The organism is Paraburkholderia sp. MM6662-R1 (genome assembly GCF_050436245.1).
GTDB classification, from domain to species: Bacteria; Pseudomonadota; Gammaproteobacteria; order Burkholderiales; family Burkholderiaceae; genus Paraburkholderia; species Paraburkholderia tuberum.
Genome location: NZ_JBNDLV010000001.1, coordinates 4365851 through 4381296 on the forward strand (window position 1 = coordinate 4365851; position 15446 = coordinate 4381296).

Annotated in this window: 13 protein-coding genes; all 13 read right to left on the bottom strand. The window is 53.9% G+C overall.

The features are described from left to right. Nucleotides 1-8 precede the first annotated feature (8 nt). The 13 genes from OKW39_RS20650 to OKW39_RS20710 all read right to left on the bottom strand — a co-directional run bounded on the left by OKW39_RS20650 (nucleotide 9) and on the right by OKW39_RS20710 (nucleotide 15390). A complete protein-coding gene (locus tag OKW39_RS20650; RefSeq protein WP_429563386.1) occupies nucleotides 9-635 on the bottom strand; it encodes a uracil-DNA glycosylase in 627 nt (208 codons plus the stop codon). A gap of 8 nt (nucleotides 636-643) precedes the next feature. Further along, nucleotides 644-838 carry a hypothetical protein gene (locus tag OKW39_RS20655; RefSeq protein ID WP_429563387.1) on the bottom strand — a complete coding sequence of 65 codons (195 nt, stop codon included), beginning with the start codon at nucleotides 836-838 and terminating at the stop codon, nucleotides 644-646. Between the two features lie 370 nt (nucleotides 839-1208). Further along, nucleotides 1209-1649, bottom strand: a complete 441-nt coding sequence (locus tag OKW39_RS20660; protein WP_429563388.1) for a hypothetical protein — start codon at nucleotides 1647-1649, stop codon at nucleotides 1209-1211. Nucleotides 1650-1753: 104 nt separating this feature from the next. Continuing rightward, nucleotides 1754-2182 (bottom strand): DUF3293 domain-containing protein, encoded by a 429-nt coding sequence (locus tag OKW39_RS20665; protein ID WP_429563389.1) that lies wholly within the window; start codon nucleotides 2180-2182, stop codon nucleotides 1754-1756. A 58-nt stretch (nucleotides 2183-2240) separates the two neighbouring features. Beyond that, nucleotides 2241-2624, bottom strand: coding sequence for a hypothetical protein (locus OKW39_RS20670; protein ID WP_429563390.1), 384 nt, complete (start codon nucleotides 2622-2624; stop codon nucleotides 2241-2243). Nucleotides 2625-2695: 71 nt separating this feature from the next. After that, nucleotides 2696-5773, bottom strand: coding sequence for a type I restriction endonuclease subunit R (locus OKW39_RS20675; RefSeq protein ID WP_429563391.1), 3078 nt, complete (start codon nucleotides 5771-5773; stop codon nucleotides 2696-2698). A gap of 2 nt (nucleotides 5774-5775) precedes the next feature. Beyond that, a complete protein-coding gene (locus OKW39_RS20680; RefSeq protein WP_429563392.1) occupies nucleotides 5776-6615 on the bottom strand; it encodes a DUF3883 domain-containing protein in 840 nt (279 codons plus the stop codon). Continuing rightward, on the bottom strand, nucleotides 6612-7970 hold the full coding sequence (locus OKW39_RS20685) for a restriction endonuclease subunit S (RefSeq protein WP_429563393.1): 1359 nt from the start codon (nucleotides 7968-7970) through the stop codon (nucleotides 6612-6614). Before OKW39_RS20685 ends, OKW39_RS20680 begins: the two co-directional genes overlap by 4 nt. Continuing rightward, nucleotides 7967-9808: a type I restriction-modification system subunit M gene (locus OKW39_RS20690; protein ID WP_429563394.1), complete on the bottom strand. Its 1842-nt coding sequence runs from the start codon at nucleotides 9806-9808 to the stop codon at nucleotides 7967-7969. The genes OKW39_RS20685 and OKW39_RS20690 overlap by 4 nt, the downstream gene beginning before the upstream one ends. Before the next feature lie 596 nt (nucleotides 9809-10404). Next, on the bottom strand, nucleotides 10405-12060 hold the full coding sequence (locus tag OKW39_RS20695) for a P-loop ATPase, Sll1717 family (protein ID WP_429563395.1): 1656 nt from the start codon (nucleotides 12058-12060) through the stop codon (nucleotides 10405-10407). Between the two features lie 364 nt (nucleotides 12061-12424). Continuing rightward, complete coding sequence (locus tag OKW39_RS20700) at nucleotides 12425-13330, bottom strand: hydrolase or metal-binding protein (protein ID WP_429563396.1); 906 nt, start codon at nucleotides 13328-13330, stop codon at nucleotides 12425-12427. Between the two features lie 13 nt (nucleotides 13331-13343). Continuing rightward, a complete protein-coding gene (locus OKW39_RS20705) occupies nucleotides 13344-14342 on the bottom strand; it encodes a YqaJ viral recombinase family protein (protein ID WP_429563397.1) in 999 nt (332 codons plus the stop codon). A gap of 82 nt (nucleotides 14343-14424) precedes the next feature. Next, nucleotides 14425-15390: a DUF932 domain-containing protein gene (locus OKW39_RS20710; RefSeq protein WP_429563398.1), complete on the bottom strand. Its 966-nt coding sequence runs from the start codon at nucleotides 15388-15390 to the stop codon at nucleotides 14425-14427. Between the last annotated feature and the right edge of the window lie 56 nt (nucleotides 15391-15446).

Below are 15446 nucleotides of genomic sequence, written 5' to 3' on the forward strand. Positions count from 1 at the left end.
TATATCCATCAATCGCCTCCTTTATTGTCAGATTTAGCAGCTGCCGCCCATTGCTCCGGTATGAGGTCCCACATGGGCCGGTTGATGCTGCGAACCTTCGGCGATGGATGCGCCGACGTGAACACTCGGAGACCCAGCGATTTTACGAACACTTCGGCGTTGTTTGCCTTTCGTCCCACGAGAACGACAGTTTCCAGCCGAGGCAACAACGCAACGAGATTCTTCAGCTCATCAAGCCCTTCTCGGCACTCTGCGGAACTCACCTTGATCGTTCCATTCCAGCCGGGGATGATGTTCCAGATGACTGTTCGCCTCCGGTCGATGTTCGCCTCGGCCATGAAACAGAAGGTGGCCTCAGCGGTCGGATCGTCATTGTTGCGAGAGATGAACCCCGAGCCTTGGCGTTTGCCAGTTCTGGAAGTCATGGGGCCGGGCTTTTCCAACAGAAAGAGCATGTCAGCCTCTATGCCACCATCGGCTGGATCAAAGTCCTGAAATTCCCAGGTAGGGTGTTTGGCCCTCAGTGTTTCGACATAAGACGTTAAAGGTGAAATGTGTGGCTCATCGAGCATCATGCGACGATGAGCGACCGCCTCGGGATACTTGAAAGACCGGGGAAAATGGATGTAGTCCATGAGAAGACTCAGCCTTCTGATCTCTTCTTAATTACGGTTCGGGCGTCATTCAAGATGCGTATGTTTTCTTGACTCAGGTCTTCACCGCTAGCGATCTGCGCCAATCCCATTGCATAAAGCTTTTTTGCGAATTCCGTCTTTTCTTCGAGTGACATATTGGTCATCAGCGCTTCCAATTCTTGTCGCACAGCGTCGTTTGTCATGGTCTTTATCCTCGTCATGTGTGGACATCTGGTCGGCCCAACCACTTGTCTGCGGGCGGGGCTCTCCCTACCGTGGCTAATATCAATTCTTTCTGTTGATCACTCCAGTTCCCACGATGTTTAGCGCATTGTTGTTCAACGGCTCGTGCTTCGGAAAGGGATGACCCGACGTCGCCTGTTTTGACGATAATATAGCTCGACTCGACGTCAACGGTATCCCGCATTACGGCGAGCGATGCATTCTTGTTCGCCTACCAGCAGTCCGAGCAGTTGCACGGGGGTGCCGCACGTGCGAAGCTGATTGGATCGCCGATTCAGTGCTGCGTCCGCTTCCCCGCAACTTCAAAGCCTTCGTAGGCTGCGTGGACTCCTATTCGCTGTTTAGAAAAGCTAAAAGCCTTGAAGGTGGTGGCGGTTCGTTCTTTCTCTTTTCGCATTTCTCAAGTACACCGTGGTCAAAGACGAGCGAGATTGAATTTTCTAGAACTGGCTTATAGTCTCCGCCGATACGTCGGCCAAATTGTCCTTCCACCCGTCCGGATACCCATGTTGCCTGCAACATCGATTTATTGAAAAGATCTCGGATGCCTACCGTTCGACTATCTTTTCCGTTGCCATCAATTGAAACGAGCATCAATCGGCCGTCGAACACAGCGAAGATAGCAACATAACCACGCGAGCACGCGGTACTTATCATCGAGAATACGCTATCGAGGTGGCATGGATCCTTAAATGCCGCAGGAAGGAGCAGATCGGATAGGTACACGTGAGTATTGTCGAATATGAGGACATCCGAAATCTGTGTCGTCATTTAAGTTTCCTTAGAAGTTTTTGTTCGACGTGCGTATGCTAGCGGAAGCCCGAAACTGCAACGAGTCCCTTCTATCGAAACCTGAATACTCGAAATCATACGAGTCACCGGAGTAGCATCAATTGCGGAACCGCATCGTGCCCGACCCAGACGATTGCATTCTGGTCGTACCGCTCACCAAGCTCTTTCGCATCCTCCAACGAAACGCCCAAGACCAGAAAACTCGGCTCGCCGGGCCAGTCGCCTGACGGATGCTGTCCGACGCCGTTGATAAATTTCAAGCCGAGCTGGGTCAGCTCCCGCGCCAATGCCTCCTGACGGCGAACGTTAACCTCAACGTCGCAGACGCGGCTGAACGAATTGCAGGCTGTGATGAAAGCGCTCGATTCGACGTGAGCTGCCTCGTGCAGGGCGGCCAGCGAAGGATTCGGCTTACCTACTATCAAGGTCATGGGCACATCATGTTCGACGCGGTAGTGCGTCTCCAGATAAGCTTTGACAGTGGCCTGATCGATGTTCGAGGAAGATGTCATGGAGACTCAATGCAGAAACTAAATTCCTAAAGTTTTGCCTATCCGCTAACCCTTTGCGTTACTTTGCCCGTTTTCCCAGCGAAGGCAGTCCGCCACTGACCATCCGTATGTAGACCGAACGTGCTTTGCCACGAGAGTCATCAGAAAGGACGGGGATCCTCCTCATCTTCCGCAACAACTGCTCGACGTCAACAACCGCTTTTGCGCCACATACCTCAATGTCGGATTGTGTTCGGCAAACCACAAGTTCGGCTTTCTCAAACCATGCAGCGACTGCGTACCTGTCTACTTCAGGAACGGCTCGCAACAGTTTGTTGGCTAATTCAAAGTTTTTTTCAAAGTGTGCGTGTGCAGCCGTCTGTAGCAAGCCCTCGGCGAGCGAGCGCTCATAGTCTTCGACGGCCTGTTTAATTTCGGCAATCTCCTTCGAAAGCTTTTTCATTCTTGTGTCCTTGAATAATATGGCGCAGACGAAGTGAAGCATTAAAATGCATCATACAGGGTCGGAATTGCTCAGACGGCCCTCGATCCGCCAGTATCGCCTCTTCGCTTTGCAAACCGCTCATACAAAAGCCCGCTAATTAAAGCAGCAAACTCGTCCTGCAATTTGGGGTTGTTGAGGACCTGCTTTGCCATGCCCGAATACTTATCCAAGCCGTCCGCAACCGATTCAATCATGATGTTCTTGAAGTCTGGGCTGGCTTCGAATTGTTCCTTCGAGTTTGCACCGGCCTGCTGCTCCAATGTTTCGCTTTCCATCATCGTCCCGGTGATGTGCAGAGCGAAAGGCAGTACGTCAGTTTCGCTGACGCCCTCGAATAAATCGTTCATCTTGTCGACAACGAGCGCCAGCTGCACCATTTCCGGATCGTGTGGCTTGCCAGATCCCAGCTCGGTAATTGGTTTCAGCTTGGCATCCTCGGCGCCGGCAGCAAGTTTGATGTCAAGCTTCCCTTTATTCGACAGCTTGTAGTGCGTCAGCTTCACTTCGCTAAGGTCAATACCGACGTCGGTGCGCACCTCTCTCAGCAGCGGCAACAGGTGCTTCAGGAAGATCGAACGCTTTTCCAAATCCGTATCACCGAAATCGACAATCTGCGACAGGAAATCGTAAGCCCGGACGAACGCACCAACGTCGCGCCGGAAGACAATCAGTCCATCCTTCGCTTCCTTATCATTCTCGGCCTCTGCATCATTCCAACGAACCCTGAACCGCTCGACCGCCGGGGCAATCTTCGCCTGCATGTCCTTCTGCTGACCCTTGAAGTAAACCGTAATGAACGCATCAACTTCCTCGGGTGTATATATCAATTCAGCGTCGAGCTTGCTTTGCAAAGCGTGAATCAGGTTGGGATCGCTGACGTCTTCCAGTTCCGCTGTCTCATAGTACGGCTGGAATGCAGCAACGATGTCCTGCGGCTCATTCACAAAGTCCAGCACGAACGTTTGATCCTTGCCGGGATAGGTGCGATTCAGGCGTGACAATGTTTGCACGGCGGCGACATTGGCAAGCTTCTTGTCCACGTACATCGATACTAGCTTCGGCTGATCGAAGCCCGTCTGGTATTTGTTGGCGACCAGCAGAACCTGGAATTCCTCCGTGTCGAACGCTTCCCGAAGGTCACGCCCTTTCAGGCCCGGGTTCATGTTGTTCTCAGAAAACGGCTGAGGACCGCTTTCGGGATCATCCACGTCGCCGGAAAACGCAACCAATGTGGCGAGGTCCTTGTATCCCTGCTGATTGATGTACTTGTCAACCGCGAGCTTGTAGCGCACAGCTTCCTTGCGGGATGCCGTGACGACCATCGCCTTCGCATGGCCATCCAGTCGCCAGGCTACATTGCTTCGGAAGTGCTCGACGATGATTTGCGCTTTCTGCGAAATGTTATGGGGATGTAGTCGAACCCATCGCATCAGCGATTTCATCGCCTCGCTTTGGTCAACGGTCTCGTCGTCGTAATCCTTGCCGTTGTGAGCGAGCTTAAACGCAAGCTTATATGGTGTGTAGTTCTTCAACACATCGAGGATGAAATCTTCCTCAATGGCCTGCCGCATCGAATAGACGTGGAAGGCTTCCGGCTTGTTCGTCTTCGATGCTGGTTGATCGGGGTACTGACGACGCCCGAACATCTCCAACGTTTTCGCTTTCGGCGTGGCAGTGAATGCAAAGTAACTCAAACTTTTCTGCTGCGGCCTTGCTGCGATCTCTGCCGCGAGTACTTCATCGTCGCCAATTTCCTCACCTTCAGTTATCTGCTCGGCAGTGAGCACCCGCTTGAGTTCTTTTGCTGCTGCACCGGTCTGGGACGAATGCGCCTCATCGGCAATCACAGCGAACGTACGATTCTTGAGTGATGTTTCCTTTTGGATGGCCTCCATCACGAAAGGAAACGTCTGGATCGTGACAATGATGATCGGAACGCTATCTTTCAGCGCTTCCGCCAACTGCGCAGATTTGACGCCTTCATTGGTGACTTTGCAGACCACGCCCGCCTTGTGTTCGAACTGGTAAATCGTGTCTTGCAGTTGCTGGTCGAGCACCGTCCGGTCGGTGATGACAATAACCGAAGAGAAGACCTTGCCGTCAGCGTCGTCGTGCAGGTTGGAAAGCTGGTGTGCCAGCCATGCGATCGAATTCGACTTGCCTGAGCCTGCCGAGTGCTGGATCAAATATTTGTGGCCGGCCTTCTCGACCTTCGCTGTGGCGAGCAACTTGGTGACGGCTTCCCATTGATGGAAACGGGGAAAAATCAGGGTTTCCCGGACTTGCTTTTTGCCTTCTAGCGTCCGCTTCTCTTCTTTTGCGAGGTGGACGAAGCGTCCTATGATGTTCAGCCAAGCGTCCCGTTGCAGAATCCGTTCCCACCAGTACGAGGTCCGGTAGCCGGTAGGGTTAGGCGGATTTCCAGCGCCACCGTGGTTACCCAGATTAAACGGCAAGAAGTATGTGTTCTTCCCTTTAAGCTCGGTCGTCATCCACACTTCGTCGGTGGAGACGGCAAAGTGTACAAGCGCACGTCGCTTGAAAGCCAGCAGGGGTTCCTCTCGCTTGGTACCTGGCTCACGAGGTATCCGATCATATCGGTACTGCTTCTTGGCGTCGTCGACTGACTGGGTGAAATCTGTCTTGAGCTCTGCCGTAGCTACCGGAATGCCGTTGATGAAGAACACAAGGTCAATGGCGTTCTCGTTGGACAGGCCATACCGAACCTGGCGAATGACCCGGCAACGGACCTTGCTGTAGCGCTCCAGCGTTTCCGCATTGATGGTTTGTGCGGGGCGAAACTGGCACATATCGAGCTTCGTCGACACGTCCTTGAAGCCATGCCGAAGGACGGACAGGCACCCATCCGTGTCGAGCACCTGGGCGAGGCGTGCAAGCAGGGCAGCTTCCGCCCCAGTGTTCTTTGCTGCCTTTAGCTTCTCACAAGTTTTGGGTTGCGTTTCCTGAAACCAGGTGAAGACATCTTCCGGATAAAGCGCTAGTTCACGGTCGTATTTAGCGGGATCACCCTCCAGCCAGCCATGGCGGGTGAGGTGTGCAACGATATCCGACTCGAAATGGATTTCTTGGTGTTTAGGCGGGTTCATCGTCAGTTGCTAAGTTTGGCTTTGTACGCTACTGCTTCCAGGAGGATCCCCGATTCTGGATTCATGGGGTCACGGATTTCCCGGACGACAGCGGAGTTCTTGGGTGCATCCCTATCGACGCGACAGAGATAGATAAACGCTTCCTGCCCGACCTTCGCAAGGGTGTCCCGCTCGTTCTCGGATATATAAAAGGAATCCATCCGGGTCGTTGATGCCTTCACCTCTATGTATCTGGTCTGGCCGGCGAAGGTGCTGCGCATGTCATACCCAGCCCCGACATCGTCTTCTGAGATGCGCACAATGTGTTCCGCAGGGTTGGGACAATCCAGTGCATGGAGGCGGACATATTCGTGGCGATATGCTGCATCTTCGCCTAACCGCCCGATCTCCCGCTGCAGAGCCAGCGACAGCTCGAGTTCTTCGAGTGAAATTTTTTTAGCTGCCTTGCTTGAAACCTCGGCAGTTTTCTTGGAGCTAATCGGCGGCGGCGCCGACGCGTCTCCATCGGAATCCTGGGCAGGTGCAAAGAGATGAGCTCGTTCAGCTGCGACTGCGTCTATGAATCGCTTCCCGAATGTCAGTCGGTCGTGCTTGGCAAAGGTAATCGTGGTCTGGCGGCCATTGCTGGGACGATATGCCGCCAGCCACATTCTTTGCTCGCCTCGGGCATACCTTTCCATGAAAGCCGACAGAGGTATGGTCTTCTTCATGCAGTAGACATGGGGTACGTCATCACGATCATACGTGACGCGGGGACTGACCGTTTCCGTGGGCGGATCTGTTTTGTATTGGATGTCAACCAAGCTATCGTTCACGACCAGTTCCCGAAAGCGATCCGTCATGCAGCCTTCTCCTCGGCGACTTTCTGTGCGACCAATTCTCGAACATCGACCTTGCCCGTGACTGTAGCGGAGATCAAAGCGGTGCGGTGTTCTTTCTGCAGCTCGATGGCTTGCTGGGCTTTGGCGATGAGGGTATCGATCTTGGAAGCCTCCATATCGACAAACTTCATGATGTCATTTGCTTCGTCTAACGGCGGGCATGCAACTGAGATACCCTTAAACTCGTCCCAGTACAGCCTAAGCCTGAAGTCTGTTACACCTTGGGAGTATCGACGCATTTGCTCAACAGCTTGAGGCGTACGCAAAAGAAGCTCTAGATACGCCGTATTCAGCTGCGTTTGAGGGCGAGCGACCACGTACGCTGGACTCACCGTGCCGTCAACGACCACCGTACCAAAGCCGCCCTGCCAAGCCCGCATCATGTTGTAAACGAGATCGCCGGGTCTGACTCGCTTATATTTCGATCTGTCTTCGCTTCGTGCGACCATTCGATCCATCTCAGATTCATCAAGCTCTCTATCGGAGACACCGCTATGAATCGATACGCTCAACACAGGCAACTCTGCCGAACCGCTTTCGGTCGCCTCACGAAATAGAGTCGCAAGGCGCATTACCTGCCAATGCTCGGGCACATCCCCCAGCCACTCCACCCCGCTCGGTTTCATCGGCACAGTCGAGTCAAGGCCCTTCGTCACAACATGGGATATCACCGCCCGACGTTTCTCCTGCAGCAAGTCAATCAGCTTTCGCTGCTTGGCGATCAACGTGTCGATCTTGGTGGTTTCTTGGTCTAGGAAGCCAACCATATCCGATTGCTCTTCAATCGGTGGTACCGCCAAAAGAAGCCGCCCAATCATCGTTCCGTTCAGATTCGCCAAACCCGTAGTGGAATTCGAGAGCAAGTCGAATTGCAACCTGGCGAGCCGATTGTTCATCAAATACCAAGCTAAGCGCGGCAAGAGCGAGGGCCTAGTCCTGATGCGCTGCATGAAATTCGAATAGCAAGACTTGAGTCCAGCGACCTCTGCATCAACAATGGTTGTCTTTCCGATGTGAAGCGCACTACCGCTGGATTTCGTAACCAGCAAATCTCCAAAACGAAGAAGGGCAGCCGTTCGCTCAGTCTCATTCAGGAGTCGCTTTGCTGGTTCGTCAATCCGCCAGTGCCCATCAACGGTCTGCTCAGTGGAGCGAAGGACGACAGTACCCTCGTCGGCGACAGGATCATCGCCCCAAACTCCACCGTCGTTACGCTCGATCTGCCACTTAAACGGCGCCACTCCCCAATGCGTCGGTACATCCCCAAGCCACTCGACGCCCGATGGCCTGTACTTTGGATAAGGCTTAAGCTTCACTCCGTCACCTCTTGCAACAGCGCCAGAATTTCGCTCGTCACCGCTTTGAGCTCAGCGTCAATCACTTCCAGCGGACGCGGCGGGGTGTACTGATAGAAGAAGCGATTGAACGGGATTTCGTAGCCGACCTTTGTCTTCTCCTCGTCGATCCATGCATCAGGCACGTGCGGATGCACTTCCCGCATGAAGTAGGCGTCGATGTCGTCCTTCAGCGGCACATTTTCTGTATCCCGCAACTTGGCATCAGCCTTGGCTTTGCCCTTTTTGTCCCGCTCGATTTCACCTCGCTCGTTCCGCAACGGACGCTCGACCGTGATCGTCGAATAGCCGAAGTCAGCATTGTCGAAGATCCGAGAGACCATCCAGCTTTCGACCTTGCCGTCGTCAGGATGCTGCGGCAGAGCTTCGTCCGCGGGCTTCAATCCTTCCGACAGCACTTCGCCGGAACTGCCAGTCACCTTGACATAGCGCAATTCCTCGAACCGGCCGTGAATTTCGACAACGGTGCTGACGTCGGTCTCACCCAGCTCCCTGCGCTTGCTGCCCAGCGACTTGCGCATCTTTCCGTAGAACTCAGCGGCATTGATGAGCTGAACCTTGCCCTTGCGCTCGGCGCTCTTCTTGTTCGTCAGAATCCAGACGTAGGTTGCGATGCCGGTGTTGTAGAACATGTCTGTCGGCAACGCCACGATGGCTTCCAACCAGTCGTTCTCAATGATCCAGCGACGAATTTCCGACTCGCCTGAACCAGCACCGCCCGTGAAGAGCGGGGAACCGTTCAGAACGATGCCGACGCGGGAACCACCCTGATCCTTGTTCTTGTCATAAGGGCGCATCTTCGCCAGCAAGTGCATCAGGAACAACAGGCTGCCGTCCGACACCCGAGGCAGGCCAGGACCGAATCGGCCTTCGTAACCCCGCTGCTCGTGTTCCTTACGAACATCTTTCTCTACCTTCTTCCACTCGACGCCAAATGGCGGATTGGAAAGCATGTAGTCGAAGTCCTTCCCGGCGTGCTGATCGTCAGAAAGGGTATTGCCAAAAGCGATGTTCCCGACGTCCTGGCCCTTGATAAGCATGTCCGCCTTGCAGATCGCATACGACTCGGCGTTGAGTTCCTGCCCGAACATGACGAGGCGTGCATCAGGGTTCAGCTTTCGGAGGTGCTCCCCGGAGATTGACAGCATGCCGCCTGTACCTGCGGCTGGGTCGTAGACAGTTCGGACGACCCCCGGCTTGCTCAACGCATCATCGTCTACCGTGAATAGCAGGTCGACCATCAGGCGAATGACTTCCCGGGGCGTGTAGTGCTCCCCGGCAGTCTCGTTCGAAAGTTCGGCAAAGCGCCGGATCAGTTCTTCGAACAGCAGTCCCATGTCTGCATTGGTTATGCGTTCTGGATGAAGATCGATGCCGGCGAACTTCTGGGTGACGAGGTAGAGCAGATTGCTGTCGTCGAGTTTGTCCAACTGCTTCAGGAAGTCATATCGGTCGAAGATGTCCCGCGCGTTCTCGGAGAAGGCGTTGACATAAGCAGTCAGGTTTGCTTTGATATGCGCGGGGTCGCCTTGTAGCTTCTCGAAATCGAAGGGCGAAGCGTTATAGAAAGTCTGTCCGGCTTTCTTGGTTAGAAACGGGAAAAGCTCAATCCCCATGTCCTTCTTGGCGTCGAACTCCTTAAGTACCGCGGCTTTGGTGGGTTCAAGGACGCAATCCATGCGCCGCAGGAGGGTGAACGGCAGGATGACTTTGCCGTAGTCAGATTGCTTGTAGTCGCCCCGAAGAAGGTCGGCAACCGACCAGATGAACCATGCGATTTCGTTGAAATTTGCTGCCACAGCCGGCCCCGATTATGATCGATCGGCTAATTATACGAACTCTGCATAGCTGAGCCATGCCACCCAAAGAAAAATATGCAATCTCGAAGTTAGAAACGGTGTTGCGGGGCCGTCTGCTACACAGATCCCCTGGGGAAGGCATGAGCCCCGTTAGCCTAAGATGAGAAGCAATCAACCGAATTTGAACGACTGCCGCAAGCTGGTCATTACCAAGCTCCACAGCGGGGCTACAAATTACCCTGAATGGAAAGGCTTCGGCGGTCACGTCGCAGGGTCGGATGCTGACTGAATTCGAGGATGCGCCGTTTCTACGCCGGGAATCGACCCACTCGTCGAATGAAACGAACTTGTTTTCTAACTAGACCCTTCAAAGAACCGCCTATTGGCTCGTCCATCGATGCGGTCGTAACAGGACAGACGAGTGCAGGCACATAGCGCAACGAACAAATTTGGAGGATACGAAACGACGTACTGGCTGCCCATTCCTATCGTCGCAAGCGGCCGAAAAAGGGCTCATGCAAAGACCCGTTAAGATGAATATTCCGCCGCTAGCAGACCGAGCCTTTTTGCGCCTGCTTTAAGCTCTTTTTTTACAGTCATCTTTTCTGTCGTTCATCGGTCGTGCGTCGACGACGGTCTGCGCGCGCGGGCGGGACAATGTCCAGGGCGCGCCAAAGCATCGGGTGAACGTATATGGCGGAACTCTTTTTGTATTGACCCTCAGATATTCCACGGTCGTCGAGATGTGACCAGCTTACTCTCTCTGTAGCTTCCGGCTTAATTCCGATTATCGATGTAGTATAAAGAATCTTCAGCATCTGTATGATGCAAGAATTTGCACTCCGTTGATTTTGCAGGTATTCATTTGCAACCATTCTGAGTGGATCGTTGTCTAAAAATTCACCCCAGTGCTCTTGAATACATTCCATCAGGTCGTGCTCAGTAATTTCCGAATATTTGAAATGGGATTGGCGCCCCCGTATAAGCTCTGCGCAAGCGCTCAAGGAGGAGAAGTGCCCACTCCACTCGTCACGGAGCGAACGCATGCGGCCGACGGAATATTTTCTCTCTGCATCCTGAACAATTGACGGAGGAACATATTCTTTCCCCTCGCAAAGTTCAATGCAGCAATTCACAAATGCAATGACGTCTCGTGGCCGGAATAACGTTCTACCGACCAGGTAATCGATAGCAGACTCGCCACGCACTGCGCCGCGAAAGATGTCGTCAAAACACACCCTCTTCTGCGTGTAGGGTTCCCTAATCAGCTTGTCGACCCGGAGGTCAAGTAGTTGCTTCAGTTGTGATTTGCTCCATCGCAAGTGCAGAATAAGGCTTTCGAATTTCTCTTCTTGGAACCCGGCGTCTCGCGTGGATTCAAAGACTGTGCGTAGTAAATCCTCTCGTATTGCGATCACGATTTTGACCGAACGGACGCGTTGAAACGCTTTAACGGTTTCAATCAAGGCGCGGATCAATTTGTATCGAATTCTGTCATCAACCCATGATTCATCCAGCCTATCAATAACAATGTAAAACCGATTTTTTGGATCGGTGAATATTTCATCGGCCAGCAACGTTATGATCTCACCAAGTTCTCGGACCTGATTTTCGTTAACCACGGACTGGGCCTTGTGGAGAACTTCGGATTTCACCTCGTCAGTTAGATTTTTTGCGCCGGAAGCATTTAGTGTGATCCCATACGCCTTTGCATCGACTGTTCCAGAAAGTTTTTTCTCCAGTTTCGTCGTAAATTCTTTGACGCGGATTTCTGTGTCCTGCCAAAACTGATCATTCCATTGGCGAAGGTAGTCAACGGCGCGTTTTTTCGCCTGATCTCTGATAAAAATATCACGAAATTGATCTAGGAAACTCCAGGGATCACCCTCCGATATTCGATAGCGTCTGCGGAGCAATTCAACAACGAATACGTGCTTCCACAAAAGCTGATAGAACAAGTCGAGTTTAACGTCAGCGGATTCAAAAAACTGGATTATGTCGGAATTCGCAACGTAGCTCAGAGAGAGCGCTTCTGCTCGCACCTCGAATGCATTTGTTTGCGTTTCAAGGAGACGTGTAAGCAGAGCGCTTTTCCCGGCGCCGACGCGACCGACGACAATGCGCTTGGGATCATCGGAGCTGATTAGAGATTCGAGGTCGCCGGTATCAAGGAAGCAGTCACGCAAAAACTGCTCGTCTGACTCCGCGTCCATTGCGCCTACTGAACTATTTCTGCGAAATACATACTTCATAACGCCCCCGATATATTCTTATGACAATGCTAGCAGGTTCGCTAGGCTACCGGTCACTCCCAGTTGCTCTACCGGATGTACGTCTGGCGTCTCTGGTGCCTCAACTGATAAGGCCAAGCAGATATCGTCCTATGCGGGCAAGAGGCGTGAATATCCAATGGCCGACCATAAGCTGCCCTTTTTGCGGTCCACTAATAAATCCGCGAAGAACTAAAGAAAAGCCCTTGCCGGAGCAAGAGCAAACGAGCGCCTCAACGCCCGAATATGCAGGTCAGTATTTTGTGTCCAAGCCAGAGCCAGACCAAACCGACGACGATCGGCAGAAACGGCGCTACGGTCAGGAACAGGATGATTCGAATGAAAATCATGATGCGCCTCCCACGCGCATCGCAACTTTCCGTTCGAGCTTGTCCTTCAGACCCGTCGCCCGCGAACCGTTGTCGGCCTCCGTCTCGACTCCGCCTTCGCTTTCCGGATAAAACTCCTCGACCACCGCAGGTACGTCTTCCCCCGACTCCTCGAAAGCGCCATTCCCGAATCCAGCCCGAGCGGCGTCATCGAGCGCAGCTTGGTCGAATCCCGAAGCCTTGCGTTGGCTGTCGAGTTCGCGGGCACGAGCAATGGCTTCTTCCAGCGTCAGCCCCGACTGAACAACGATGTCGACGTAGTAAATTGCAGACCGGTAGCTTTGTGCCGTCGATTTACCTCTCAGCTTCAGCTCAAGCGGCATCGTTGCGAGCAGCCCACTCGATACGGCACTGAAGTACCGAAGCCTCGCAGCCAAAGTGCGTATCGAGTTGAAAGACGTCGTGCGGAAGATGAAGGACCCCAGTTCGTCATCGTCGCCAATAACGACGTTCAACCGACCGTAGGGTTTGCAGCCACCGGCTTTGCCGAACGCACACAAGTCCGGCGACGGACACGGCAACGTTGCAACGCCATCGTCACCGATACGCCGGCAAGATTCGCCGTTGCCGACGCATACTGGTCGTCCTGTTTGCCGGTCGAACATGGAGTACTCGGCACGCAAATTCAGGTCGGGATCATTGAACAACACACGGACCAGAATCGAGCGCAGTTTGCCGCCGCCGTTTGCCTGTCGAAGCGCCTCGTCGAACGGATGTAACACCCAGCCGTCACGACACTGCACCTGGCTGGTGAGCTGAAACTCGTCCGACTTCTCGGGCAAGCGCTTTCCATTCTTCTCGACAACTCGACCGATCGAAATCCGCCCGATAACAGGCGGAGTGATCGCAAGACCTTTCAACATACAGCCTCCTGTTCTAGTCTGAAATGAGAAACCGACGGGAGCCGGGCTTCGTGATGGCGTACTGTTGTTGCACGTCGGGGTGGTCGGCGAGTAGCTTCTTCAAGTCGATGCCGGAACTGTCCTTGCTGCGTTTGAACGACACTTCGCCCGTTTCGAAGATGGCTCGTGACGCATCGCCCATCGCCTGCTGGATGCTTTGCTTGAGCTTTGATTCGAGCGCTTCCCTCGTTTCGATTTCGGCTCGGACGGTAACCAGATCCGCAAACGTCGCAGACAGGTTTCGATCGTCTCTGAAGTCGACCGTGCTTCCGGCGTCTCTCGGAAACAGGCAACGCAAGGCTCGATCAGCCGAGTCCGTACCGTCCGCTGGCGGCGGCGTATCGCTTTCGACGTATTGCCAGAAGCGTGCTTCGAGTTCAATCAGCTTGGCGATCAGCTCGTCGTCTCGCTCGATGCGATGCACGTCGAGTTGCTGACCACACACGAGAACGGCGACATGAGCAGCCTGCTTTCCTGTGACGGCAAGCTGATGCTGGACCTGCAACTGGACGTATTCAGGGACATCGTCTCTCCAGAGCTTCACCCCGTTGATGCCAGCAGTCTTGCATTCGAGGATCTGAACATCAGCGCCGGTCACCTCCCTGTCCAAGTTGGCCAACATGAAATGCAGGGTCGGATGCCGAAGCACGGCGTTGACTTTGCGGACACGGTTGCCCGTTTGCTGCGTGTAGGCTGCGGCGACAATCGGCTCCAATAATGTTCCCCAGAAAACGGGGTGTGTCGTATTGTTAGGATCGGGCTTTTCGAGATCGGCATCGCGGCCTGTCTTTTCGAGCCAGAGTTCCAGCATCGATTTGTACGGGTTAAGGCCAACAGCAGCCGCTGCGTCGGATCCACCAATGCCAGTTTTGCGGACAGCGAGCCAGTCTTCACGGTCGAGATTCAACGTGTTGATTAGTCGAAGCGCAGGCTTCTGTTTATCCGGCTTTGCATCTTGTGACGTAAGGCTCATCTTTCGCTCCTTGAATGAAAGAAGCCCGGTGAACCGAAGTTCGATTTGGGCTGCCAGTACAACGTTGGAAGTGGTTGGTGGTTCAGACGATGAGGCGTAATGCTTCTTCCCAGGCTTTCTGTTTGATCGTTGCGCCCGGACCAAACAATGCTGCATCGAGGCGGTGATCGTCGCTACGCGCCCGGCGTTGGTGATCGACGAACTCCGTCACGGCATTGACAAGACCCCACGCCGTGCCCGAAGCTGAGGCGAGGTCGGAGCCTTTTCCCCGGCCGGCGTACAAGTCATGAACAGCCTTGATGGCCCGATCGTTCGTCGCTGTCGTCGAATTGCCCTGAGTGGCGCTCACTGGATACGTCAACACACGACGGAAATACGCTTCCGCCGTTTCGGACTTGACCTTCCGCTCGGACAAAGCCTTCATTCGGACCATGAACGCATCCCAGGAAGAGATGGCAATGCCGAGTTGACGCTTTACGGCATCCGGATTGAACTGACTGCGGTGGGGGACTTTGATTGCGGCATCGCTTTCGCCGAGAGCAATGGCGAGTGTGTTGTTACAGACGACTCGGATCGACGTGAATTGCGCCGTTGTCGCCAGCGTCCCGTCGCAGGCTGTGGCGAGCAAAATGTATCCCTTCACTTCGTCCCCGCCTTTTAGAGCAACCCCCTGACCGGTGCGAGCAAGAGCCCACAATTTTTTGCCGTCTTTGAGAACACCTGCTGTTTCCAGTTGGAAGCCGCCGACTTCCGTGAGGTCCCGATAAAACTCAAGAATCTCATGAGGCTGTACGACCTGATATCGGCTGGACACGACCGAGAGCGGCGCCTTCGTGTCCGAACGGTACAAAACTTTCTGCTCGGGAAAGGCGTGAATTGAGCCGAGGCCCGCGCTTCCTGCAACGAAGCGGACTTCGGCTTCTTCGATTGTCCAGTCCATGCCGGCAGCGGTAGCCCATACTTCCAGCGGTTGGTTGGGGGCGAGTTGATTGCCTAAACCGTGCCAGGGCTGTTCCCCGACGTACGCCATGTTTTTCACGAGATGCATTTTTTGCTCCAATGGACGAGCGCATCCAGCCTGGCGAAACCGGGCCGTGAATGCAA